Consider the following 25,580-nt stretch of genomic DNA (forward strand, 5'->3'; position numbering starts at 1 on the left):
TTTACCCTTACTGGTAAAGTAAAGGAAGCCGTCATACTGGCCAATTCATTAATGACAAAAAGTTAAACTCACTGCGCCGTAGTGTCCTCTTTATTGACTATTTCTAATAATAGCCCATGTTTCAAATGAGATACCAATCACACTATTTTGGTGAACTCATGAAAATCTCTCAGCTATCAAAGCATGGAATGATCAAACAGTAAGAATTTCCGCCTCACAATGGTAGGATTAGGCTATTACAGAACCTATATCGGAAACACCATGACAAATTCAACACCAATCCGTATCGCTACCAGAAAAAGCCCTCTTGCCCTTTGGCAGGCATACTTTGTAAGGGATGCACTGCAAGCTGCTCACCCTGGTTTAGAGGTTGAGTTGGTAACTATGGTGACCAAAGGTGACATCATCCTAGACACACCACTTGCTAAAGTTGGTGGTAAAGGACTGTTCGTTAAAGAGCTCGAAGTGGCGATGCTAGAAGGTCGTGCTGACCTTGCGGTTCACTCAATGAAAGATGTACCTGTCGACTTCCCTGAAGGTCTAGGTTTGGTAACAATCTGCGAACGTGAAGATCCTCGTGATGCTTTTGTATCAAACACTTACAACAATATTGATGAGCTACCTCAAGGTGCTGTCGTGGGAACATGTAGCCTACGTCGTCAATGTCAGCTATTGGAATATCGCCCTGATTTAATCATCAAGGAACTACGAGGCAACGTTGGTACTCGTCTAGGTAAACTCGATGACGGCCAATACGATGCTATCGTCCTAGCGGCAGCTGGCCTTAAGCGTCTAGAACTTGAAGAGCGTATCCGTAGCTTTATCGAACCAGAACAGTCTCTACCAGCTGTAGGCCAAGGCGCTGTTGGTATTGAATGTCGTCTTGATGATGAGCGTCTGATTAAGCTTCTTGAACCATTGAACCATAAAGATACAGCTGATCGCGTGCTATGCGAACGTGCAATGAACCTAACTCTGGAAGGTGGCTGTCAGGTTCCTATCGGTAGCTACTCACTATTAGACGGCGACAACATCTGGTTGCGTGCTCTTGTCGGTGAACCAGACGGTTCTAAAATGGTTCGCGGCGAGATCTCTGGCTCTCGTAAAGATGCTGAAGCGCTTGGCGTTACTCTGGCGAATCAACTGTTGGATGACGGTGCGAGAGAAATCTTGACCAAGCTCTACGCTGACCAGGAATAATCATGACAGTGTTGGTGACTCGTCCCGGTTCAGAGGGACAATCGCTTTGCCAACAACTAGCGGATGAAGGGATTCAAGCAATCCATCATCCGCTGATTCGTATCGTTGATAATCCAGACTCAGTGGATTTAAGCACCCAGCTTAATAACAGCGATATCATTATTGCAGTCAGTCACCATGCTGTGACCGCAGCCCAAAACATCCTTTCGAAAACCTCATCTATTTGGCCTACTTCGCCGCTTTATCTTGGCGTTGGTCAAAAAACTGCGCACGTTTTAAGCAAAGTCTGTAAACAAAAAGTAAACTACCCTCAAGTTAGTGATAGTGAACACCTTCTTAAACTTACTGAACTTAATGGCGTAGATAATAAATCCATTTTGATACTGCGTGGCAATGGTGGGCGTGAGCTCATTCGAGATTCTTTACTCAATCAAGGTGCACAAGTCTCTTATTGTGAGACCTATCGTAGAGAATATATTCCCATTAGCGACCACAATACCTATCAAACATGGATAAACAAAAACACGTCCAAAGTTGTCATCACTAGTCAGGAGCAATTGGAGTATCTCTGCTCAATTACCCCTGATGAGTATTTGGCTTGGCTTTCAACAAGACAACTATTTGTCCCAAGCCAACGCATAGCAGAACGAGCACAACAACTTGGCTTCTCTAACGTGACCAATACTCAAAGTGCTACGAACCAAATATTACTGGCTGCTCTCCGGCCTTAGCTAGAAACAGGAAATAAGCATGACAAGCAAAAAAAATAATGAGCATATTGAACCTGAACAGAAACAAGACACTCAGCCAGTAGTTGTTGAAAACGAAAAAGCTGAATCTACAGAGACAAAACAGCCTGAACAAAAACTTGATGCCTCTGCGTCAAATACCGCTCAAAATGAACAGCCTCAAGCTGAACATAAAGAGCAAATAGAGAAAGCAGAAAAGCAAGGTAAGCGCGGAGTCAAACTAGGCGCTATTGCGATCGCTATCTCTATTATTTTCAGCGGCGGCATCGCATTTCAAATGCAGCAAAAGAGCGCCGAGTACTCAGCTCAGATCGCAGCTCTTCAAGCACAACTGCAAAATACTCAATCTGCAGTAAATAAAGACCTACAAACCATCAAGCAAGAGACCATCCAAGAAGCGTCACACGCGGTGGAGAAAACTCAGGTCGTACAATCCCAGCAACAGAAGAGCATTCAAAGCCTTCAGTTAGCCGTTGCTGACGTTAAAGGTCGCCGCCCGAATGACTGGTTACTTGCTGAAGCCGATTACCTTGTGAAACTTGCTGGTCGTAAACTGTTCCTCGAGCATGATGCCGTTAGTGCAACCAAACTAATGGAAAGCGCCGATCAACGTATCGCCGCACTGAATGACCCAAGCTTAGTGTCTCTACGCCAATCCATGACCAATGATATAACTAAGCTTCGCACTATCCCTCTGATCGACCGTGATGGCTTAGTTCTGCGTATCACAAGCCTACAACAACAAGTCGATACTCTGCCGCTTGCCAATGCGATTCTCCCAGAGGCTGCAGTTGTAGAGAAAAAAGCCGTATCGCAAGACATCAATGATTGGCAGAACAACCTGATGACCTCGATGAAAGACTTCTCAGAAAACTTCATCACCTTCCGCAGTCGTGATGGTGAAGTCATTCCTCTACTATCACCAGAGCAGCACTTCTACCTGCGTGAAAATATCAAAGGCAAACTAGAGACAGCCATTCGCGCAGTCTACAAAGAGCAAGGCGATATCTACAGTGCAGCACTGCAAACAGCTAACGAGTGGTCGAAGTCGTACCTAAACCAAGATAACAACTCAGTGATTGAGTTTGAGAAGGCAATTAAGCAGCTGAGTGAGCAAAATATTTCTGTGAAATATCCTGTGAAACTTGAGTCTCAAAATGAGTTGTCTGACGTGATTCGTGAACGCCTACGTCGTGAAGTAACCGTTATGACCACGGAGGAAAAATAATGATTCGTTGGATTTTTCTTTTTCTCGTTCTAGGTGCTGGACTCGTTGTTGGTACCCAGTTCTCAGGTCAGCAAGGTTATGTCCTAATCTCAATTGCGAACAAAACGATTGAGATGAGTGTGACAACTCTAGTTATTTTTGTGATTGCGGTTCTAGCGGCTTTGTTCGGCTTAGAATACCTCTTTAAGAAGCTTATTTACGCAAGTTCAACCACTTGGAACTGGTTCAGTGTTCGTAAACTGAAACGCTCTCGTCGTTATACTAATGAAGGCATCATCAAACTTCTTGAAGGTGACTGGAAAGGCGCAGAGAAGAAGGTAACTCGTTGGGCTGCCCACCACGACATGCCGCTACTTTGTTATTTAGTCGCTTCTCAAGCGGCACACGAACAAGGTAATACAGGTGAGCGTGACAAATACATCGAGCTCGCTAGCAAGCAAGACAACTCATTACTTGCCGTTGAGCTAACCAAAGCTAAACAACAGATCAGTGAATCGAACTACGAGGCTGCTTTCGATACACTTTCAACATTGAAAGGTTCGTACCCGAATAACACCGCTGTACTTGGCCTGCTAAAAGCCACTTACATGCAGCTTAAGCTGTGGCAGCCATTGTTAGAGCTAACGCCTAAGCTGGCTAAGAACAAGCTTCTTACAGCTGAAGAGCAAGTTGAGTTGGAACAGAAAGCACAGTGTGGCTTACTTCACGACGTGGCACAGCAGCAAGGTAGTGAAGGTTTAATCAGCCATTGGAACAAGCTTTCAAGAAAGCAGAAACAAAGCTCTCACCTTGTTTCCTGTTTTGTGAAGCAACTGATCGCTCGTAAAGCTGATTCAGAAGCCTTTACAGTAATTAAAGAGAACATTGCGAAGAGTGGTTCAAATGAGCTCTACATGTTGCTTCCTGAGCTAAACCTAGCCGATCACCACCCAGTAGTTGTGATGCTAGAGCGTGCTATCAGTAAAGATGGTAGTAATGCCGAAGCACATAGCGCATTGGCTCAGTTCTACCTAAGAGAACAGAAATGGGCAGAAGCACAAAGTCATTTTGAAAAAGCACTAGCACTTCGCTCTAATGTTTCAGATTACGGATACCTATCTGATGCACTAGAGAAGCAGAATCTAACCAAGGCAGCTCACGAAGTATCTCGTAAAGCACTCGCTTTAGTTCAGCCAGCTTAATCTAATACATCTAAAATGAAGCCGATGTTAAGCATCGGCTTTTTTATGTCTGCAGTTTGCCCTAGATAACTTCCTAAGAACTGATAAGCCAACACTAGAGGATGAGAACAAGAATCTTCCATCCCCCTTATAAACGTCCAACTTAATAGTGACCAAAACTTACGCATAAACAGTCCATTCTTTATTAAACCTACCTAGCTCTTAACCACCTACAACGAACACATATTACTCATTGGCTTTCACATATTCTGAATGCTCTATAAGTACTTATTTTAAGTCGCAGAGTTAAATCACCATGAAATCACTCACAAGGCATCACAAAAACACCGAAAGGTACTTCAGGTCAATCTGTATACAAGTGTTTAGTCAATTGTGAACAAGCACTGTATAAGCCGTTTGAGTGGGCTGAAACCTATGCATAGGCTCTAAGGAATAAGGAACAGATAACTTAGAAGGATTGTAGCTAAAGAAAAAGAAAAGCGTTTCGCGGTAGTTGTCGCTTGATCGAAGTGGGGTCGATATTACAGTGGACTTAACTATTGTAGTCCACACCCCAGCAATACACCTCAAAGCGATAGATCTTGTACCCCTGCTCAACCTTCGTAGTTAAGCTATTGATTCAAGCCTAAAGAAAGGAGTGTATTGCAGCAGACTTCAAACTCTAGATCAAACCGGTGTTGAGATACAACAAAACCCCGCAGTTTAAAGCGAAGCTTAATCATTACGCAGAGTACGATTAACGTAGGGTTTATTTGGAATAGTCACAATGAGTCTTCAACCTGTAAACACATTTAAGGGCGGGACTACCTAGAAACACAAAAAGTCCTGCTATTCTAAATTCAAGAGCTAGTGGCCATGAATAGCCTTTGTGCGGAAGTCGTCGCCAAGAGTTAAAACTCACACCCCAGAAACGACGAAAGCCTAGTTGTAAGACTAGGCTTTCTAATAAGAGGCAGAATAGTTGAAGTTTATGACTTCAGGTAAACCCTCACGGGACTCGTTCGGCCAAAGAGAGGAATTACTATTATTTAGATGTAAAAAAGCCCTGCTATTTCTAGCAGGGCTTTTTTAATAAGTGGCGGAGTGGACGGGACTCGAACCCGCGACCCCCGGCGTGACAGGCCGGTATTCTAACCAACTGAACTACCACTCCGCAGTGGTCAACTCACTAAGTGAGCGTCCATATCTCCAGGTCGGTCAACCTAAAGATTTAATTTAAAGCCTGGCGATGTCCTACTCTCACATGGGGAAACCCCACACTACCATCGGCGCTATTGTGTTTCACTTCTGAGTTCGGCATGGAATCAGGTGGGTCCACAATGCTATGGTCGCCAAGCAAATTTTAAAATTCGGAAAGCTAATCTAAAAGTGTCTCTTCAAACTCATTCAAGGTCTGTCTTTGAGTCCACAAAACCCCTTGGGTGTTGTATGGTTAAGCCTCACGGGCAATTAGTACAGGTTAGCTCAATGCCTCGCAGCACTTACACACCCTGCCTATCAACGTCGTAGTCTACGACAACCCTTTAGGACGCTTATAGCGTCAGGGAAAACTCATCTCAAGGCTCGCTTCCCGCTTAGATGCTTTCAGCGGTTATCGATTCCGAACTTAGCTACCGGGCAATGCCATTGGCATGACAACCCGAACACCAGAGGTTCGTCCACTCCGGTCCTCTCGTACTAGGAGCAGCCCCTTTCAATTTTCCAACGCCCACGGCAGATAGGGACCGAACTGTCTCACGACGTTCTAAACCCAGCTCGCGTACCACTTTAAATGGCGAACAGCCATACCCTTGGGACCGACTTCAGCCCCAGGATGTGATGAGCCGACATCGAGGTGCCAAACACCGCCGTCGATATGAACTCTTGGGCGGTATCAGCCTGTTATCCCCGGAGTACCTTTTATCCGTTGAGCGATGGCCCTTCCATTCAGAACCACCGGATCACTATGACCTGCTTTCGCACCTGCTCGAATTGTCATTCTCGCAGTCAAGCGGGCTTATGCCATTGCACTAACCACACGATGTCCAACCGTGTTTAGCCCACCTTCGTGCTCCTCCGTTACTCTTTGGGAGGAGACCGCCCCAGTCAAACTACCCACCAGGCACTGTCCGTAACCCCGATTCAGGGGCCAACGTTAGAACATCAAAACTACAAGGGTGGTATTTCAAGGACGACTCCACCACATCTAGCGACGCGGTTTCATAGTCTCCCACCTATCCTACACATGTAGGTTCAATGTTCAGTGCCAAGCTGTAGTAAAGGTTCACGGGGTCTTTCCGTCTAGCCGCGGGTACACTGCATCTTCACAGCGATTTCAATTTCACTGAGTCTCGGGTGGAGACAGCGTGGCCATCATTACGCCATTCGTGCAGGTCGGAACTTACCCGACAAGGAATTTCGCTACCTTAGGACCGTTATAGTTACGGCCGCCGTTTACCGGGGCTTCGATCAAGAGCTTCGACCGAAGTCTAACCCCATCAATTAACCTTCCGGCACCGGGCAGGCGTCACACCGTATACGTCATCTTACGATTTTGCACAGTGCTGTGTTTTTAATAAACAGTTGCAGCCACCTGGTATCTGCGACTCTCGTCTGCTCCATCCGCAAGGGACTTCACTGATAAGAGCGTACCTTCTCCCGAAGTTACGGTACCATTTTGCCTAGTTCCTTCACCCGAGTTCTCTCAAGCGCCTTGGTATTCTCTACCCGACCACCTGTGTCGGTTTGGGGTACGATTCCTTACAATCTGAAGCTTAGAGGCTTTTCCTGGAAGCATGGCATCAATGACTTCACTACCGTAGTAGCTCGACATCGTATCTCAGCGTTAAAGAAAGTCCGGATTTACCTAAACTTTCCGCCTACATACTTGAACCTGGACAACCGTCGCCAGGCCCACCTAGCCTTCTCCGTCCCCCCATCGCAATTGTAAGAAGTACGGGAATATTAACCCGTTTCCCATCGACTACGCCTTTCGGCCTCGCCTTAGGAGTCGACTTACCCTGCCCCGATTAACGTTGGACAGGAACCCTTGGTCTTCCGGCGAGGGAGTTTTTCACTCCCTTTATCGTTACTCATGTCAGCATTCGCACTTCTGATACCTCCAGCAGCCCTTACAGACCACCTTCAACGGCTTACAGAACGCTCCCCTACCCCACATACCCTAAGGTACGTAGCCGCAGCTTCGGTGTATAGCTTAGCCCCGTTACATCTTCCGCGCAGGCCGACTCGACCAGTGAGCTATTACGCTTTCTTTAAATGATGGCTGCTTCTAAGCCAACATCCTGGCTGTCTGAGCCTTCCCACATCGTTTCCCACTTAGCTATACTTTGGGACCTTAGCTGGCGGTCTGGGTTGTTTCCCTCTCCACGACGGACGTTAGCACCCGCCGTGTGTCTCCCGGATAGTACTTACTGGTATTCGGAGTTTGCAAAGGGTTGGTAAGTCGGGATGACCCCCTAGCCTTAACAGTGCTCTACCCCCAGTAGTATTCGTCCGAGGCGCTACCTAAATAGCTTTCGGGGAGAACCAGCTATCTCCAGGTTTGATTGGCCTTTCACCCCTAGCCACAAGTCATCCGCTAATTTTTCAACATTAGTCGGTTCGGTCCTCCAGTTGATGTTACTCAACCTTCAACCTGCCCATGGCTAGATCACCTGGTTTCGGGTCTAATCCTAGCAACTGTACGCCCAGTTAAGACTCGGTTTCCCTACGGCTCCCCTAAACGGTTAACCTTGCTACTAAAATTAAGTCGCTGACCCATTATACAAAAGGTACGCAGTCACACCACGAAGGTGCTCCTACTGCTTGTACGTACACGGTTTCAGGTTCTATTTCACTCCCCTCACAGGGGTTCTTTTCGCCTTTCCCTCACGGTACTGGTTCACTATCGGTCAGTCAGTAGTATTTAGCCTTGGAGGATGGTCCCCCCATATTCAGACAGGATATCACGTGTCCCGCCCTACTCGATTTCACTGATTATGATGTGTCGGTTACGGGGCTATCACCCTTTATTGCGAGACTTTCCAGACTCTTCACCTGCATCATTAAAAGCTTAAGGGCTAATCCAATTTCGCTCGCCGCTACTTTCGGAATCTCGGTTGATTTCTCTTCCTCGGGGTACTTAGATGTTTCAGTTCCCCCGGTTTGCCTCCTGTTGCTATGTATTCACAACAGGATACGTGCTTATGCACGTGGGTTTCCCCATTCAGAAATCCCAGACTCAAAAGGTTATTACTACCTAATCTGGGCTTATCGCAAGTTATTACGTCTTTCATCGCCTCTGACTGCCAAGGCATCCACCGTGTACGCTTAGTCACTTAACCATACAACCCGAAAGGGTCTTAGTGTATGGCAACTAACCAAGGTTTTTGGTTGTCATCAAGAAGGGTTAATTCTTGATAACTGTTTGCCGGACTCAATTGTGAATCAAATAAATTTGATTCGAATACAAGACACTTGAATGTGTTTGTTGTGTTTATCTAATGAAAGATAAACATTGAGAACTTTTAAATTTGATTTGAATTACTCGTAAGTAATCAAATCAGTCAGCTTTCCAAATTGTTAAAGAGCTTGATTCATAAAGAACCATTTTTAAATATTTTCAGATAAAAACACTTAAAGATGGTGGAGCTATGCGGGATCGAACCGCAGACCTCCTGCGTGCAAGGCAGGCGCTCTCCCAGCTGAGCTATAGCCCCATCTTTGTTTCTAGTCGATATTGGTGGGTCTGAGTGGACTCGAACCACCGACCTCCCGCTTATCAGGCGAGCGCTCTAACCAGCTGAGCTACAGACCCAATATCGTCTCTTTTACTTTCTAAACCTAATCAATCTGTGTGGACACTCATCGTAAATATCTTCGTATAAGGAGGTGATCCAGCCCCAGGTTCCCCTAGGGCTACCTTGTTACGACTTCACCCCAGTCATGAACCACAAAGTGGTGAGCGTCCTCCCCGAAAGGTTAAACTACCCACTTCTTTTGCAGCCCACTCCCATGGTGTGACGGGCGGTGTGTACAAGGCCCGGGAACGTATTCACCGTGACATTCTGATTCACGATTACTAGCGATTCCGACTTCATGGAGTCGAGTTGCAGACTCCAATCCGGACTACGACGCACTTTTTGGGATTCGCTCACTATCGCTAGCTTGCTGCCCTCTGTATGCGCCATTGTAGCACGTGTGTAGCCCTACTCGTAAGGGCCATGATGACTTGACGTCGTCCCCACCTTCCTCCGGTTTATCACCGGCAGTCTCCCTGGAGTTCCCGACATTACTCGCTGGCAAACAAGGATAAGGGTTGCGCTCGTTGCGGGACTTAACCCAACATTTCACAACACGAGCTGACGACAGCCATGCAGCACCTGTCTCAGAGCTCCCGAAGGCACACCTGCGTCTCCGCTGGCTTCTCTGGATGTCAAGAGTAGGTAAGGTTCTTCGCGTTGCATCGAATTAAACCACATGCTCCACCGCTTGTGCGGGCCCCCGTCAATTCATTTGAGTTTTAATCTTGCGACCGTACTCCCCAGGCGGTCTACTTAACGCGTTAGCTCCGAAAGCCACGGCTCAAGGCCACAACCTCCAAGTAGACATCGTTTACGGCGTGGACTACCAGGGTATCTAATCCTGTTTGCTCCCCACGCTTTCGCATCTGAGTGTCAGTGTCTGTCCAGGGGGCCGCCTTCGCCACTGGTATTCCTTCAGATCTCTACGCATTTCACCGCTACACCTGAAATTCTACCCCCCTCTACAGCACTCTAGTTCACCAGTTTCAAATGCAGTTCCGAGGTTGAGCCCCGGGCTTTCACATCTGACTTAATGAACCACCTGCATGCGCTTTACGCCCAGTAATTCCGATTAACGCTCGCACCCTCCGTATTACCGCGGCTGCTGGCACGGAGTTAGCCGGTGCTTCTTCTGTTGCTAACGTCAAGAGATAGCGCTATTAACACTACCCCCTTCCTCACAACTGAAAGTACTTTACAACCCGAAGGCCTTCTTCATACACGCGGCATGGCTGCATCAGGCTTTCGCCCATTGTGCAATATTCCCCACTGCTGCCTCCCGTAGGAGTCTGGACCGTGTCTCAGTTCCAGTGTGGCTGATCATCCTCTCAGACCAGCTAGGGATCGTCGCCTTGGTGAGCCATTACCTCACCAACTAGCTAATCCCACCTAGGCATATCTTGACGCGAGAGGTCCGAAGATCCCCCTCTTTGGCCCGTAGGCATTATGCGGTATTAGCCATCGTTTCCAATGGTTATCCCCCACATCAAGGCAATTTCCTAGGCATTACTCACCCGTCCGCCGCTCGACGCCCAACAAATCCTCCGAAGATTCAATGTTGTCGTTTCCGCTCGACTTGCATGTGTTAGGCCTGCCGCCAGCGTTCAATCTGAGCCATGATCAAACTCTTCAATTTAAGATTTTGTGACTCAACGAATACTGACTTCAAAACTACTATGTAATTTTAAAGCTATTACCATTCCAACAGAATGGTAATGAATTGACTGTGCCAAATAACCGAAGTTATTCGTATTGGTCACTCAGTTCATTGAAATCAATTTTGATTCCGAAGAATCTGTTTTATCTAACGATAAAACGTTTTGATATTCATCAACGAGTGCCCACACAGATTGATAGGTTTAAATTGTTAAAGAGCTTTGCTTTCAGTGCCTTAGCACGTAAGCAGGACGCGTATAATACGCTTTCCACTTTGAAAGTCAACATAAAACTCTAAGAAACTTAGAACTCTATGGTGACTTGTCTAGAAACTAGACAAAGTCGAAATTAAAGCCTGGCGATGTCCTACTCTCACATGGGGAAACCCCACACTACCATCGGCGCTATTGTGTTTCACTTCTGAGTTCGGCATGGAATCAGGTGGGTCCACAATGCTATGGTCGCCAAGCAAATTTTAAAATTCGGAAAGCTATAATCTAAAAGTGTCTCTTCAAACTCATTCAAGGTCTGTCTTTGAGTCCACAAAACCCCTTGGGTGTTGTATGGTTAAGCCTCACGGGCAATTAGTACAGGTTAGCTCAATGCCTCGCAGCACTTACACACCCTGCCTATCAACGTCGTAGTCTACGACAACCCTTTAGGACGCTTATAGCGTCAGGGAAAACTCATCTCAAGGCTCGCTTCCCGCTTAGATGCTTTCAGCGGTTATCGATTCCGAACTTAGCTACCGGGCAATGCCATTGGCATGACAACCCGAACACCAGAGGTTCGTCCACTCCGGTCCTCTCGTACTAGGAGCAGCCCCTTTCAATTTTCCAACGCCCACGGCAGATAGGGACCGAACTGTCTCACGACGTTCTAAACCCAGCTCGCGTACCACTTTAAATGGCGAACAGCCATACCCTTGGGACCGACTTCAGCCCCAGGATGTGATGAGCCGACATCGAGGTGCCAAACACCGCCGTCGATATGAACTCTTGGGCGGTATCAGCCTGTTATCCCCGGAGTACCTTTTATCCGTTGAGCGATGGCCCTTCCATTCAGAACCACCGGATCACTATGACCTGCTTTCGCACCTGCTCGAATTGTCATTCTCGCAGTCAAGCGGGCTTATGCCATTGCACTAACCACACGATGTCCAACCGTGTTTAGCCCACCTTCGTGCTCCTCCGTTACTCTTTGGGAGGAGACCGCCCCAGTCAAACTACCCACCAGGCACTGTCCGTAACCCCGATTCAGGGGCCAACGTTAGAACATCAAAACTACAAGGGTGGTATTTCAAGGACGACTCCACCACATCTAGCGACGCGGTTTCATAGTCTCCCACCTATCCTACACATGTAGGTTCAATGTTCAGTGCCAAGCTGTAGTAAAGGTTCACGGGGTCTTTCCGTCTAGCCGCGGGTACACTGCATCTTCACAGCGATTTCAATTTCACTGAGTCTCGGGTGGAGACAGCGTGGCCATCATTACGCCATTCGTGCAGGTCGGAACTTACCCGACAAGGAATTTCGCTACCTTAGGACCGTTATAGTTACGGCCGCCGTTTACCGGGGCTTCGATCAAGAGCTTCGACCGAAGTCTAACCCCATCAATTAACCTTCCGGCACCGGGCAGGCGTCACACCGTATACGTCATCTTACGATTTTGCACAGTGCTGTGTTTTTAATAAACAGTTGCAGCCACCTGGTATCTGCGACTCTCGTCTGCTCCATCCGCAAGGGACTTCACTGATAAGAGCGTACCTTCTCCCGAAGTTACGGTACCATTTTGCCTAGTTCCTTCACCCGAGTTCTCTCAAGCGCCTTGGTATTCTCTACCCGACCACCTGTGTCGGTTTGGGGTACGATTCCTTACAATCTGAAGCTTAGAGGCTTTTCCTGGAAGCATGGCATCAATGACTTCACTACCGTAGTAGCTCGACATCGTATCTCAGCGTTAAAGAAAGTCCGGATTTACCTAAACTTTCCGCCTACATACTTGAACCTGGACAACCGTCGCCAGGCCCACCTAGCCTTCTCCGTCCCCCCATCGCAATTGTAAGAAGTACGGGAATATTAACCCGTTTCCCATCGACTACGCCTTTCGGCCTCGCCTTAGGAGTCGACTTACCCTGCCCCGATTAACGTTGGACAGGAACCCTTGGTCTTCCGGCGAGGGAGTTTTTCACTCCCTTTATCGTTACTCATGTCAGCATTCGCACTTCTGATACCTCCAGCAGCCCTTACAGACCACCTTCAACGGCTTACAGAACGCTCCCCTACCCCACATACCCTAAGGTACGTAGCCGCAGCTTCGGTGTATAGCTTAGCCCCGTTACATCTTCCGCGCAGGCCGACTCGACCAGTGAGCTATTACGCTTTCTTTAAATGATGGCTGCTTCTAAGCCAACATCCTGGCTGTCTGAGCCTTCCCACATCGTTTCCCACTTAGCTATACTTTGGGACCTTAGCTGGCGGTCTGGGTTGTTTCCCTCTCCACGACGGACGTTAGCACCCGCCGTGTGTCTCCCGGATAGTACTTACTGGTATTCGGAGTTTGCAAAGGGTTGGTAAGTCGGGATGACCCCCTAGCCTTAACAGTGCTCTACCCCCAGTAGTATTCGTCCGAGGCGCTACCTAAATAGCTTTCGGGGAGAACCAGCTATCTCCAGGTTTGATTGGCCTTTCACCCCTAGCCACAAGTCATCCGCTAATTTTTCAACATTAGTCGGTTCGGTCCTCCAGTTGATGTTACTCAACCTTCAACCTGCCCATGGCTAGATCACCTGGTTTCGGGTCTAATCCTAGCAACTGTACGCCCAGTTAAGACTCGGTTTCCCTACGGCTCCCCTAAACGGTTAACCTTGCTACTAAAATTAAGTCGCTGACCCATTATACAAAAGGTACGCAGTCACACCACGAAGGTGCTCCTACTGCTTGTACGTACACGGTTTCAGGTTCTATTTCACTCCCCTCACAGGGGTTCTTTTCGCCTTTCCCTCACGGTACTGGTTCACTATCGGTCAGTCAGTAGTATTTAGCCTTGGAGGATGGTCCCCCCATATTCAGACAGGATATCACGTGTCCCGCCCTACTCGATTTCACTGATTATGATGTGTCGGTTACGGGGCTATCACCCTTTATTGCGAGACTTTCCAGACTCTTCACCTGCATCATTAAAAGCTTAAGGGCTAATCCAATTTCGCTCGCCGCTACTTTCGGAATCTCGGTTGATTTCTCTTCCTCGGGGTACTTAGATGTTTCAGTTCCCCCGGTTTGCCTCCTGTTGCTATGTATTCACAACAGGATACGTGCTTATGCACGTGGGTTTCCCCATTCAGAAATCCCAGACTCAAAAGGTTATTACTACCTAATCTGGGCTTATCGCAAGTTATTACGTCTTTCATCGCCTCTGACTGCCAAGGCATCCACCGTGTACGCTTAGTCACTTAACCATACAACCCGAAAGGGTCTTAGTGTATGGCAACTAACCAAGGTTTTTGGTTGTCATCAAGAAGGGTTAATTCTTGATAACTGTTTGCCGGACTCAATTGTGAATCAAATAAATTTGATTCGAATACAAGACACTTGAATGTGTTTGTTGTGTTTATCTAATGAAAGATAAACATTGAGAACTTTTAAATTTGATTTGAATTACTCGTAAGTAATCAAATCAGTCAGCTTTCCAAATTGTTAAAGAGCATAAAGCAAAAAGCTTTAATCAATAACTTACGTTATTAATTAAAGCTCTGGCTTTAACTAAATCTAAACCATCAATCTGTGTGGACACTCATCGTAAGTATCTTCGTATAAGGAGGTGATCCAGCCCCAGGTTCCCCTAGGGCTACCTTGTTACGACTTCACCCCAGTCATGAACCACAAAGTGGTGAGCGTCCTCCCCGAAAGGTTAAACTACCCACTTCTTTTGCAGCCCACTCCCATGGTGTGACGGGCGGTGTGTACAAGGCCCGGGAACGTATTCACCGTGACATTCTGATTCACGATTACTAGCGATTCCGACTTCATGGAGTCGAGTTGCAGACTCCAATCCGGACTACGACGCACTTTTTGGGATTCGCTCACTATCGCTAGCTTGCTGCCCTCTGTATGCGCCATTGTAGCACGTGTGTAGCCCTACTCGTAAGGGCCATGATGACTTGACGTCGTCCCCACCTTCCTCCGGTTTATCACCGGCAGTCTCCCTGGAGTTCCCGACATTACTCGCTGGCAAACAAGGATAAGGGTTGCGCTCGTTGCGGGACTTAACCCAACATTTCACAACACGAGCTGACGACAGCCATGCAGCACCTGTCTCAGAGCTCCCGAAGGCACACCTGCGTCTCCGCTGGCTTCTCTGGATGTCAAGAGTAGGTAAGGTTCTTCGCGTTGCATCGAATTAAACCACATGCTCCACCGCTTGTGCGGGCCCCCGTCAATTCATTTGAGTTTTAATCTTGCGACCGTACTCCCCAGGCGGTCTACTTAACGCGTTAGCTCCGAAAGCCACGGCTCAAGGCCACAACCTCCAAGTAGACATCGTTTACGGCGTGGACTACCAGGGTATCTAATCCTGTTTGCTCCCCACGCTTTCGCATCTGAGTGTCAGTGTCTGTCCAGGGGGCCGCCTTCGCCACTGGTATTCCTTCAGATCTCTACGCATTTCACCGCTACACCTGAAATTCTACCCCCCTCTACAGCACTCTAGTTCACCAGTTTCAAATGCAGTTCCGAGGTTGAGCCCCGGGCTTTCACATCTGACTTAATGAACCACCTGCATGCGCTTTACGCCCAGTAATTCCGATTAACGCTCGCACCCTCCGTATTACCGCGGCTGCTGGCACGGAGTTAGCCGGTGCTTCTTCTGTTGCTAACGTCAAGAGATAGCGCTATTAACACTACCCCCTTCCTCACAACTGAAAGTACTTTACAACCCGAAGGCCTTCTTCATACACGCGGCATGGCTGCATCAGGCTTTCGCCCATTGTGCAATATTCCCCACTGCTGCCTCCCGTAGGAGTCTGGACCGTGTCTCAGTTCCAGTGTGGCTGATCATCCTCTCAGACCAGCTAGGGATCGTCGCCTTGGTGAGCCATTACCTCACCAACTAGCTAATCCCACCTAGGCATATCTTGACGCGAGAGGTCCGAAGATCCCCCTCTTTGGCCCGTAGGCATTATGCGGTATTAGCCATCGTTTCCAATGGTTATCCCCCACATCAAGGCAATTTCCTAGGCATTACTCACCCGTCCGCCGCTCGACGCCCAACAAATCCTCCGAAGATTCAATGTTGTCGTTTCCGCTCGACTTGCATGTGTTAGGCCTGCCGCCAGCGTTCAATCTGAGCCATGATCAAACTCTTCAATTTAAAGTTTTGATTACCTAAATTAATAGGTGTGACTCAACGAATACTGACTTCAAAACTAATATTTACCGCTCTTTCAAAAAAGAACAGAAACATGTAATTCTAAAGCTATTACCATTCCAACAGAATGGTAATGAATTGACTGTGCCGATTAACTACAAGTAGTTAAACGTATTGGTCACTCAGTTCATTGAAATCATTTTGTTACCGAAGTAACTGCTATTACCTAAGTAATAACGTTTTGATATTCATCAACGAGTGCCCACACAGATTGATAGGTTTAAATTGTTAAAGAGCTTCACTTGTTGAGCGTTCCTTTTAAGTAAGGAGCCTCTCGAAGTGGACGGCCATTCTAGCGAATTAACATTCAGTGTCAAACACTTTTTGAAAATTAATTTCTTGTCGCTTTCCGTCTAACTGATTCTTGCTGAAGCCTTATGGCGTCTGCCGTCTCAGTGGTGTCGCATTATAGGGAACCCTCTCAGCTTAGCAACTACTTTTTCATAAAAAATGAATAAATAGAGCTTAAGTGTTTAATAGTTCACCTAAACGGAAAAAAGAGAGCATTTCTGCTCTCTTTTTGCTCTAAATCTAAAAGTATTCTTAGATAAATGCGTAAGCATCTGCGTACATATGGTCACGCTTTGCTTCTTTATTCTGAGTAAATAGGTCTCTTGCAGCACCTGCCATTTCGAAACGACCCGCTATGTAGATATCGAAATCAGCTAATGATTCGAAACTTTGTGTGATTGCTTCAAGTACATTACCTGTTTGACCGTGCCAAACTTCAGGTGCTTTTTCTACTACTGGTACAAAATGTACATTGCTGTGTTTTGCTGCAATGTCGACAAGCTCTTCTTTCGCATATAGCTGGCACTCATCTTTTGCGCCCCAGTATAGATGAATCTCTTTTTTACTGTTCTGCGCGATGCAGTGATCGAGAATAGAGCGCACGTAGCTAAAGCCAGTACCACCAGCAATTAGTAACAGAGGACGATCGCTTTCTTCTTTAACCCACGCGTCACCGTGCGGAGCATCAATAGCTATATCGCCATCTTCAGCTTGCGCTTTCTTCATTGCCTCAACGACTTCTGAAGCGTAAGCATTGTGCTCAGCTGCACCAATATGTAACTCAAGCTCGCCTTCATGGCGACAAGGGCTGCTTGCAATCGAAAATGGACGCTTATCTTTTTCACCCATTTCAACCATCAGGTATTGGCCCGCTTTAAAAGCTACCGGTGTTTCTGGGTGAAGTAGGATTTGGTAAGTGTTACAAGCCAATGGCTCGATAGACTTCACTTTACATTTAATAGTCATGTTCTTCCTCTCACTAACCCTTAATCGGCAAAGGTTAGAACTAAATTACTTTCTGCAAATGCTTGGCAAGCAAAAATCCAACCTTGTAGCTGCTCTTTCTCTGTGAGCATGGGTTCAAGGTGGTAACTCACTTGGCCTTCTAATTTTTTGCACATACACATAGCGCATGCACCAACTTGGCAGCGGTTTGGAAAATTGATATTGCTGTTGAGCGCAGCATCCAAAACCGTTTGCCCTTTTTCTACGGTAAAACTAATATTTTCTGGGTATAAGACTACTTGGAAGCTCATGAGATTCCTAGCTGTTCCCAGATGCTATCAATTTTTTTAACGACGTCTGGGTTCTTAGTGATTGGAACACCCCACTCACGTAGGCATTCACCTTCAAACTTGTTCGTCGCATCTAGACCCATTTTTGAGTGTCCAGTTTGGTTTTTCAGGAAGAACGTATCTCTTGCCGGATCCATTCTTGTAGTCACCGCCCAGATAATGTCATTCCAGTCACTAACGTAAACGTCACTATCACACACGATGACAAACTTGTTCTCATCGAACTGAGACCAAACCGCTTCAATGATTTTCTTACCATTGCCTGCCGCTTGTTTATCGATAGACACAACGACCATGCACGCATTGTCATTCTGTAAGTGAATATCAATAATTTCAGGGAAGGTTTCGGTTAACTCAGCTAGGCAACCTTCAATATGCTGACTATCTACAGGTAAAGATTTAGCATCAGATGATAGTGCCAGCTCCGCATCCCACTTCTTAGTAATGTCTAAACCCATTTTTGAGCCTAAACCTACCACTGGCGATGCAAAGTCTAGTGAATCGATAGGTGTGTTCTCTATCATCAGGCTATCACGAGACGGATCCATATGTTCACACATGGCAGCGGTCACTTGAGACCAATCTCGAGCGTTAACATCCTCATCGCATACCAAGACAAATTTGGTGTACATGAATTGGCGTAGGAAAGACCATACACCCATCATCACTCGCTTAGCGTGACCTGGGTATTGCTTCTTCATGGTCACTACCGCCATTCGGTACGAACAACCTTCAGGTGGTAAGTAGAAGTCTTCTATCTCTGGGAATTGCTTTTGAAGAATAGGAACAAACACTTCATTTAACGCAACACCTAGTACCGCAGGCTCATCAGGTGGACGGCCAGTATAGGTACTGTGATAGATCGGATTTTCGCGCATGGTTACATGAGTAATAGTAAACACATGATGCTTTTCTTTCTCGTTGTAGTAACCAGTATGGTCTCCGTATGGCCCTTCGTCTGCGAACTCATTCGGGTCGATGTAACCTTCCATTACGATTTCAGCACTCGCTGGCACTTCTAGGTTGTTGCTGATTGATTTAACGACCTCAGTTTTACTACCACGCAATAAGCCGGCAAACGCGTATTCCGATAAGGTATCTGGAACTGGTGTAACGGCACCAAGAATCGTGGCAGGATCTGCACCAAACGCTACCGATACAGGGAATGGCTTGCCTGGGTTGGTTTCCATCCAATCACGTAGATCAAGCGCTCCACCACGGTGGGCTAACCAACGCATGATAATCTTATTCTTACCGATCTTTTGTTGGCGATAGATACCTAAGTTTTGGCGTTTCTTATTCGGCCCGCGAGTAACGGTCAAACCCCATGTTAACAATGGTGCGACATCATCAGCCCAGCAACTCATCACCGGAATTTTATCAAGATCGACGTCATCACCCTGCCATACGATTTGCTGACAGGCAGCCTTACGAAGACGCTTAGCTGGCATGTTTAAGACTTGTTTAAACACAGGCAGCTTATCGATAGCGTCTTTAAAACCTTTCGGTGGCTCAGGTTCTTTTAAGTAAGCAAGCAACTTACCCACTTCGCGTAACTCTTTGACCTCTTGACGCCCCATACCAATGGCTACGCGATCAGGAGTACCGAATAGATTGGTCAAAACGGGCATGTCATAGCCTACGGGATTTTCAAATAAAAGAGCCGGGCCACCAGCACGTAGAGTACGGTCGCTAATCTCGGTCATTTCATAGTCTGGGTCGACGGGGTAAGAAATGCGTTTCAACTGACCAATGCTTTCAAGATGGTCGACAAAATCACGTAAATCTTTAAAACTCATAGGGCTTCTACATGCTGATTATTCTGCGCTCAGTATATCAAAAAGGGCGACACTGAGATCCCCCTTTTTAGTAAGGTTATTGAGAGCCAAAATCCACTTTAAGGTAATGCTTGCTCGATCAAAGAACTCTTAACCTGAGGGTTATCATTCACAAGATCTTGCAGCCAGCGAGTGTGACCTTGTTTTGCCAGTTCACGAGCTACCAGTGATGCTTCATCGGCTATCGCCATCCGAGAGACAAGAAACTGTTTCACCTCTTCTGAGAGCGGGTTCACCTTGGTCAATAACATAATGGCTTCATCTTTCAAGCGCGGATTCTTGGTCGCAGCCATAACCTGTTCAAGCGCGAACGCTTGTTTGGTTTCAGCAAGACGTACCAATTCTGCTTGGCTATGGTAGTCGGCCTTCATACGCCATAAAATCTTGTAGACTTCAGGGTCTTCACTGACCTGTGCCAGTCGAACCACCACTTCTGTTGAGGGTAACCAGCTTACAATAGAAGAGTTAGTCAGTTGCTTAGTCAGATAATCAACGGCTTCTGGAGACAAACTATCAAGTTCTCTGATTAACAGTGCTTCTCGAGTTTGAACTTGATGCTCAGGGCCAGATAACCACTCTTTTAAATCGAGTTGTTGCTTCTCAGCATCTAACACAAAGACCAGTGTCTTTTGGTCTTGGCGCCATTGTTTGATTAATCGGTTAGCAATCGAAGGATAATTAAAGGCAGGTACCGTAAACTCATAACCATCGCCACGCTCCAATACTTGGTAAGTTGGCGTAATAGCAAGTTGCTGTTCAATGAAGATAGACATCTTAGGCGTGAGTACGACTTTTTGCTGTTCGAGCTTTTTCAAGAGTTGGTAACGAGCCACCTCTTGTTGAGGAAATGTCAGACGTTCGAGCGCGAAGCGCAGCGAATTGACTTCGTCACGTACGACAAATTCGAGTAATTCAGCAGTTTTCAGTTTTACTTGATCATTCTCAAGCCAAGACTCTACTGTAGTTGGAGACATCTCGGTGGCGTAGCTCATACCGACCGGGGAAAGTAACAGTGAAGTAGACAGGAGTAATGATGACAACAGTCCATGTTGCATTTTAACTTCCTTGTAACACTTTTGGTCATTCTGCAAGCTGTCGCTACAAAATGCAAATAAAAAGCGCCACCCGAAGGCAGCGCTTTTTAATAACTATCAGCTAATCAAGACTACTGACGACGCATTGCATCAAAGAACTCATCGTTCGTTTTAGTCATTGCTAGCTTATCGATAAGGAATTCCATTGCGTCGATTTCGCCCATTGGATGAACAATCTTACGCAGGATCCACATCTTCTGTAGTTCATCGTTCTTGGTAAGAAGCTCTTCACGACGAGTACCAGAGCGGTTGAAGTCAATCGCTGGGAATACACGCTTTTCAGCAATCTTACGGTTAAGGTGCAGTTCCATGTTACCTGTACCTTTGAATTCTTCGTAGATAACTTCATCCATCTTAGAACCAGTATCAACCAGTGCTGTTGCGATGATAGTTAAGCTACCGCCTTCTTCTACGTTACGTGCCGCACCGAAGAAACGCTTTGGACGATGTAGAGCATTCGCATCAACACCACCAGTAAGAACTTTACCTGATGAAGGAATCACAGTGTTGTAAGCACGAGCTAGACGAGTGATTGAGTCCAGTAGGATTACCACGTCTTTCTTGTGTTCAACAAGACGCTTCGCCTTCTCAATTACCATTTCTGCTACTTGTACGTGGCGAGATGCTGGCTCATCGAAAGTCGATGCGATTACTTCACCTTTAACTAGGCGCTGCATTTCTGTTACTTCTTCTGGACGCTCATCGATAAGTAGAACCATTAGTTCACACTCAGGATGGTTGCGTGCAATGCTTTGTGCAATATTTTGCAGAAGCATTGTTTTACCTGCTTTAGGCGGAGCAACAATCAGACCACGCTGACCTTTACCAATTGGTGAAGCAAGGTCAAGAATTCGAGCGGTGATATCTTCAGTCGCGCCGTTACCCGCTTCCATTACCATACGTTCGTTGGCATGAAGAGGAGTCAGGTTTTCAAAAAGGATTTTGTTACGAGCGTTGTCTGGCTTGTCGTAGTTAACCGTGTTTACTTTAAGCAGTGCAAAGTAACGTTCGCCATCTTTAGGTGGACGGATTTTACCGCCAATCGAGTCACCTGTGCGAAGGTTAAAACGACGAATCTGGCTTGGTGATACGTAAATATCATCAGGTCCAGCAAGGTAAGAGCTGTCGCCGCTACGCAGGAAACCAAAACCGTCTTGAAGAATTTCTAGAACACCATCACCAAAGATGTCTTCACCACTTTTTGCATGCGCTTTAAGGATGGAGAAGATAATGTCTTGTTTTCTTAGACGAGCTTGATTTTCAAGACCTAGGCTTTCGCTAAGTTTAACAAGTTCAGACACAGGTCTGTTCTTCAGTTCAGTAAGATTCATAGTGGTGGAAGTTTGTTTAGTCAAAATAGGATCTGTTTTCTTAAGTTAAGAAGGAGTTGGTCACAGGATCGACCAAGAAGAGAAATTCGTTCAATTAACGTGCGATAAATTAGCACTAAAACTAAGACTAGTCCATAGCTTAGAAAAAACAAAACCGCGCATTTGTTAACTGCGCGGTTTCTTTTCAAAGGCTCACCTAATTAAAGGTTAGCGTCTAGGAACTCTTTAAGTTGAGTTTTAGACAATGCACCAACTTTAGTTGCTGCTACGCCACCGTCTTTGAAAAGAAGTAGCGTTGGAATGCCACGAATGCCAAATTTTGGTGGAGTTCCAGCATTCTGGTCAATATTTAATTTACCGATAGTGAGTTTGCCTTCGTACTCGTTTGCGATTTCATCAAGAATCGGCGCAATCATTTTACATGGACCACACCATTCTGCCCAAAAATCAACAAGAACAGGGCCTGCAGCGTTGATTACATCGTTATCAAAACCGTCATCAGTTAGCTGCAAAATCTTATCACTCATCTTCCACTCCAATGTATTTTTTAGAACTGGTTGGATGATAACCAGTAAATAGATGCCCTATTGGAATGTATTTACTTTCGTATTGCAAGCTTAAGCTGATATTCTATAGCAATGAAAAAGACGCATATCACAGAGCAAAAGTTCGCCGACTTGGATTTACTTCCGCAAGTCATTGAAGGATTGGAGAAAAAAGGGTTCGATTATTGCACCCCTATCCAAGCCTTGGCGCTCCCGGTACTGCTCACCGGCCAAGACATTGCAGGCCAGGCCCAAACGGGTACTGGTAAAACGCTTGCGTTTCTAACTGCTACTTTTAACCACCTGCTAAAAACACCTGAGCATGAAGGGCGTAAGCCTAACCAGCCACGTGCGATTATTATGGCACCAACGCGTGAACTCGCGATTCAGATCTACAACGATGCTGACTCTCTGGTTGCAAGTACGGGTATCAAAGCAGCATTAGCTTACGGTGGCGAGAGCTACGACAAGCAGCTAGGTAAGATCGAAGAAGGCGCAGATATCTTAATTGGTACGACTGGCCGCATCATCGATTTCTACAAGCAAAAGGTATTTAACCTTAACCACATTCAAGCTGTTGTTCTTGACGAAGCTGATCGCATGTTCGATCTTGGTTTCATCAAAGACATCCGCTTCTTGTTCCGTCGTATGCCAGAGCCTAAAGATCGCCTGAACATGTTGTTCTCTGCGACGCTGTCTTACCGTGTACAAGAACTTGCATTCGAACACATGCACAACCCAGAGCACGTGGTTGTTGAGCCTGAGCGTAAGACTGGTCACCGTATTCAAGAAGAGCTGTTCTACCCTTCTAACGAACACAAAATGGCTCTTCTACAAACGTTAATCGAAGAAGAGTGGCCAGATCGCGCAATCATCTTCGCTAACACTAAGCACAAATGTGAATCAGTTTGGGGCCACTTGGCTGCCGATGGTCACCGTGTTGGTTTGCTAACGGGTGATGTTCCTCAGAAGAAACGTGAAAAGATTCTTGAGCAATTCACTAAAGGCGATGTTGACCTGCTTGTCGCGACAGATGTTGCAGCACGTGGCCTACACATCCCTCAAGTAACACACGTATTCAACTTTGACCTACCTGACGATTGCGAAGATTACGTTCACCGTATCGGCCGTACCGGTCGCGCTGGTGAAAGCGGTCACTCGATCAGTTTTGCTTGTGAAGATTACGCAATCAACTTGCCACCAATCGAAGAATACATTGAGCACGCTATCCCAATGTCTGACTATGATGCTTCTGCACTACTAGAAGATCTGCCAGCACCGATGCGCTTACGTACACGTAACCCGCAACAACGTCGCTCAAACAACAATGGTCCACGCAACGGTAACCGTAAACCAAACCAGAACCGTCGCCCACGCCAACCGCGTCATAACAAGGAAGCTTAGTCGCTTATGAGTCAAACAGTGTCACCCCCGCTTTACGCTGCAATCGACCTCGGGTCGAACAGTTTTCATATGCTCGTTGTGCGTCATATCGATGGCAGCGTTCAAACCATGGCTAAGATTAAGCGCAAAGTGCGTTTAGCAGCAGGCTTAAATGAAAATAATGCGCTTAGTACAGAAGCTATGCAGCGCGGCTGGGACTGTTTGAGTCTCTTTGCAGAGCGACTTCAAGATATTCCAAAAGAAAATATCCGCATTGTCGGTACCGCGACCCTGCGTACCGCGACTAATGTGGATATCTTTCTAGAGAAAGCGAACCAGATACTCGGTTACGACATCAATGTTATCTCTGGTGAAGAAGAAGCTGCGACTATCTATAAAGGCGTAGCACACACTTCTGGTGGCAGCGGCCGCCGACTAGTGGTTGATATTGGTGGCGCAAGTACCGAGATGATCATCGGTGAAGGTTTCTCTGCCAAAGCCTTAACCAGCCTAAAGATGGGCTGTGTTACTTGGCTTGAGCGCCACTTTAAAGATCGCCAATTAACCGCAACCAACTTTGACAACGCCATTGAAGCGGCTAAGTCTACGTTGGCCCCGATCCTTGATAGCTACACTGATATCGGATGGGATGTGTGTGTGGGTGCAAGTGGTACCGTTCAAGCACTGCAAGAAATAATGTTGGCGCAAGGCATGGATGAGGTAATTACTCATGCCAAACTTAAGCGTCTACAGAAACAAGCGATGATTACAGAGCGCTTAGAAGAGCTAGAGATTGAAGGCTTAACCCTTGAGCGTGCACTAGTGTTCCCAAGTGGTCTTTCTATTCTTATTGCTATTTTTGAGTTGCTTGAAATAGATTCAATGACACTCGCTGGCGGCGCACTGCGTGAAGGTCTCGCCTACGAGATGGTTGACGAACTACGCCAAGAAGATATCCGAGCACGTACCGTGACGAGCGTTCAATCGCGCTACCAAATGGACGTGAACTACGGTGAACAAGTCGCTGTACTAGCACAAACGTTGTTTGAACAAGCAGGAGCCGAAACTTGGGTTTCAGAGCCTCAAGCTAGTATATTGTTGCAAACTGCCGCGAAGCTTCATGAAATCGGTTTAACCATTGATTTCAAAAAAGGCGGTGAGCACAGCGCTTACTTGCTACAGAACTTAGACTTGCCAGGCTTTACCCGAGCTCAAAAACACTACTTGGGTGAGTTAGCACGTCGCTACCGTGAGCAATTAACCTCACTACCAGAGCAACATGCAGTTTCTGGTACGAGCAGTAAACGTATTTTACGTATTCTGCGTTTAGCTATTTTGCTTACCCATCGTCGTACTCCTGAACTAGAACCTAAAGTTCAACTGACGACAGAAGGCGACAACCTGACACTTACGATCTCTAAACAATGGCTGCAAGACAACCCTCTCACAGCCGCAGAGCTAGAAATCGAATCCAACAGACAAACTGATATTGGTTGGCCGCTCATTATCGCGGATCAATAACGCTTCGCTACATAATTAGTCCATAAGATAAGTAGCCCACAAGCATTCAAATCTAAAAAGCTC

At 46.6% G+C, this 25,580-nt stretch carries 13 protein-coding genes, 3 tRNA genes and 6 rRNA genes; 6 read left to right on the forward strand and 16 right to left on the reverse strand.

Translation table 11 applies throughout. The features are described from left to right. The first annotated feature begins 261 nt into the window (after nt 1-261). The 4 genes from hemC to IHV80_RS15795 are packed head-to-tail and all read left to right on the forward strand — an operon-like array spanning nt 262 to nt 4,358. Nucleotides 262-1,200 carry a hydroxymethylbilane synthase gene (gene hemC, locus IHV80_RS15780; protein WP_192853980.1) on the forward strand — a complete coding sequence of 313 codons (939 nt, stop codon included), beginning with the start codon at nt 262-264 and terminating at the stop codon, nt 1,198-1,200. 2 nt (nt 1,201-1,202) lie between these two features. Continuing rightward, on the forward strand, nt 1,203-1,931 hold the full coding sequence (locus IHV80_RS15785) for a uroporphyrinogen-III synthase (RefSeq protein WP_192889600.1): 729 nt from the start codon (nt 1,203-1,205) through the stop codon (nt 1,929-1,931). Between the two features lie 19 nt (nt 1,932-1,950). Next, nucleotides 1,951-3,177, forward strand: coding sequence for a uroporphyrinogen-III C-methyltransferase (locus tag IHV80_RS15790; RefSeq protein WP_192889601.1), 1,227 nt, complete (start codon nt 1,951-1,953; stop codon nt 3,175-3,177). Then, on the forward strand, nt 3,177-4,358 hold the full coding sequence (locus IHV80_RS15795; RefSeq protein WP_192889602.1) for a heme biosynthesis protein HemY: 1,182 nt from the start codon (nt 3,177-3,179) through the stop codon (nt 4,356-4,358). Before IHV80_RS15790 ends, IHV80_RS15795 begins: the two co-directional genes overlap by 1 nt. On the opposite strand, the gene IHV80_RS15800 is transcribed toward IHV80_RS15795, so the two are convergent. From IHV80_RS15800 to trxA, 16 genes are all read right to left on the reverse strand, one after another. Beyond that, on the reverse strand, nt 4,355-4,525 hold the full coding sequence (locus IHV80_RS15800; RefSeq protein WP_192889603.1) for a hypothetical protein: 171 nt from the start codon (nt 4,523-4,525) through the stop codon (nt 4,355-4,357). The genes IHV80_RS15795 and IHV80_RS15800 overlap by 4 nt on opposite strands. A gap of 909 nt (nt 4,526-5,434) precedes the next feature. Next, nucleotides 5,435-5,511: transfer RNA gene (locus IHV80_RS15805), tRNA-Asp, on the reverse strand. Nucleotides 5,512-5,578: 67 nt separating this feature from the next. Continuing rightward, nucleotides 5,579-5,694: ribosomal RNA gene (rrf, locus tag IHV80_RS15810) — 5S ribosomal RNA — on the reverse strand. A 92-nt stretch (nt 5,695-5,786) separates the two neighbouring features. Further along, nucleotides 5,787-8,680 (reverse strand): 23S ribosomal RNA (locus IHV80_RS15815). A gap of 299 nt (nt 8,681-8,979) precedes the next feature. Continuing rightward, nucleotides 8,980-9,055: transfer RNA gene (locus IHV80_RS15820), tRNA-Ala, on the reverse strand. A 21-nt stretch (nt 9,056-9,076) separates the two neighbouring features. Continuing rightward, nucleotides 9,077-9,153: transfer RNA gene (locus IHV80_RS15825), tRNA-Ile, on the reverse strand. Between the two features lie 67 nt (nt 9,154-9,220). Beyond that, nucleotides 9,221-10,775, reverse strand: a 16S ribosomal RNA gene (locus tag IHV80_RS15830). A 373-nt stretch (nt 10,776-11,148) separates the two neighbouring features. After that, nucleotides 11,149-11,264, reverse strand: a 5S ribosomal RNA gene (gene rrf / locus IHV80_RS15835). A 94-nt stretch (nt 11,265-11,358) separates the two neighbouring features. Then, a 23S ribosomal RNA gene (locus tag IHV80_RS15840) occupies nt 11,359-14,252 on the reverse strand. A gap of 355 nt (nt 14,253-14,607) precedes the next feature. Further along, nucleotides 14,608-16,162 (reverse strand): 16S ribosomal RNA (locus IHV80_RS15845). The 16S, 23S and 5S rRNA genes sit together here with 3 tRNA genes alongside, the layout of an rRNA operon. A gap of 600 nt (nt 16,163-16,762) precedes the next feature. Next, a complete protein-coding gene (gene fre, locus IHV80_RS15850) occupies nt 16,763-17,476 on the reverse strand; it encodes an NAD(P)H-flavin reductase (protein ID WP_192889604.1) in 714 nt (237 codons plus the stop codon). A 20-nt stretch (nt 17,477-17,496) separates the two neighbouring features. Next, nucleotides 17,497-17,766 carry a 2Fe-2S iron-sulfur cluster-binding protein gene (locus IHV80_RS15855; protein ID WP_102308324.1) on the reverse strand — a complete coding sequence of 90 codons (270 nt, stop codon included), beginning with the start codon at nt 17,764-17,766 and terminating at the stop codon, nt 17,497-17,499. Further along, nucleotides 17,763-19,604: a 4-hydroxy-3-polyprenylbenzoate decarboxylase gene (gene ubiD, locus IHV80_RS15860; protein WP_192889605.1), complete on the reverse strand. Its 1,842-nt coding sequence runs from the start codon at nt 19,602-19,604 to the stop codon at nt 17,763-17,765. The genes IHV80_RS15855 and ubiD overlap by 4 nt, the downstream gene beginning before the upstream one ends. Nucleotides 19,605-19,702: 98 nt before the next feature. Beyond that, nucleotides 19,703-20,698: a hypothetical protein gene (locus tag IHV80_RS15865; protein WP_192889606.1), complete on the reverse strand. Its 996-nt coding sequence runs from the start codon at nt 20,696-20,698 to the stop codon at nt 19,703-19,705. 110 nt (nt 20,699-20,808) lie between these two features. Next, complete coding sequence (gene rho / locus IHV80_RS15870; protein WP_010440702.1) at nt 20,809-22,068, reverse strand: transcription termination factor Rho; 1,260 nt, start codon at nt 22,066-22,068, stop codon at nt 20,809-20,811. 200 nt (nt 22,069-22,268) lie between these two features. Beyond that, nucleotides 22,269-22,595, reverse strand: a complete 327-nt coding sequence (trxA, locus tag IHV80_RS15875; protein ID WP_004736635.1) for a thioredoxin TrxA — start codon at nt 22,593-22,595, stop codon at nt 22,269-22,271. A gap of 111 nt (nt 22,596-22,706) precedes the next feature. On the opposite strand from trxA, the gene rhlB reads away from it, so the two are divergent. Next, the gene (rhlB, locus tag IHV80_RS15880) at nt 22,707-24,017 is read left to right on the forward strand and encodes an ATP-dependent RNA helicase RhlB (RefSeq protein ID WP_009848195.1); all 1,311 of its coding nucleotides are present in this window, start codon (nt 22,707-22,709) and stop codon (nt 24,015-24,017) included. A gap of 6 nt (nt 24,018-24,023) precedes the next feature. After that, entirely contained in the window at nt 24,024-25,517 is a 1,494-nt protein-coding gene (gppA, locus tag IHV80_RS15885; protein ID WP_192889607.1) for a guanosine-5'-triphosphate,3'-diphosphate diphosphatase, read from the forward strand. Nucleotides 25,518-25,580 lie beyond the last annotated feature (63 nt).

Origin of the sequence: Vibrio bathopelagicus, from assembly GCF_014879975.1 — a bacterium.
Lineage (GTDB): Bacteria > Pseudomonadota > Gammaproteobacteria > Enterobacterales > Vibrionaceae > Vibrio > Vibrio bathopelagicus.

What these genes read in the sequence shown, in the direction of transcription:
- hemC (WP_192853980.1), top strand. Translation starts at nt 262, where the DNA reads ATGACAAATTCAACACCAATCCGTATCGCTACCAGAAAAAGCCCTCTT.
- IHV80_RS15785 (WP_192889600.1), top strand. Translation starts at nt 1,203, where the DNA reads ATGACAGTGTTGGTGACTCGTCCCGGTTCAGAGGGACAATCGCTTTGC.
- IHV80_RS15790 (WP_192889601.1), top strand. Translation starts at nt 1,951, where the DNA reads ATGACAAGCAAAAAAAATAATGAGCATATTGAACCTGAACAGAAACAA.
- IHV80_RS15795 (WP_192889602.1), top strand. Translation starts at nt 3,177, where the DNA reads ATGATTCGTTGGATTTTTCTTTTTCTCGTTCTAGGTGCTGGACTCGTT.
- IHV80_RS15800 (WP_192889603.1), bottom strand. Translation starts at nt 4,525, where the DNA reads ATGCGTAAGTTTTGGTCACTATTAAGTTGGACGTTTATAAGGGGGATG.
- fre (WP_192889604.1), bottom strand. Translation starts at nt 17,476, where the DNA reads ATGACTATTAAATGTAAAGTGAAGTCTATCGAGCCATTGGCTTGTAAC.
- IHV80_RS15855 (WP_102308324.1), bottom strand. Translation starts at nt 17,766, where the DNA reads ATGAGCTTCCAAGTAGTCTTATACCCAGAAAATATTAGTTTTACCGTA.
- ubiD (WP_192889605.1), bottom strand. Translation starts at nt 19,604, where the DNA reads ATGAGTTTTAAAGATTTACGTGATTTTGTCGACCATCTTGAAAGCATT.
- IHV80_RS15865 (WP_192889606.1), bottom strand. Translation starts at nt 20,698, where the DNA reads ATGCAACATGGACTGTTGTCATCATTACTCCTGTCTACTTCACTGTTA.
- rho (WP_010440702.1), bottom strand. Translation starts at nt 22,068, where the DNA reads ATGAATCTTACTGAACTGAAGAACAGACCTGTGTCTGAACTTGTTAAA.
- trxA (WP_004736635.1), bottom strand. Translation starts at nt 22,595, where the DNA reads ATGAGTGATAAGATTTTGCAGCTAACTGATGACGGTTTTGATAACGAT.
- rhlB (WP_009848195.1), top strand. Translation starts at nt 22,707, where the DNA reads ATGAAAAAGACGCATATCACAGAGCAAAAGTTCGCCGACTTGGATTTA.
- gppA (WP_192889607.1), top strand. Translation starts at nt 24,024, where the DNA reads ATGAGTCAAACAGTGTCACCCCCGCTTTACGCTGCAATCGACCTCGGG.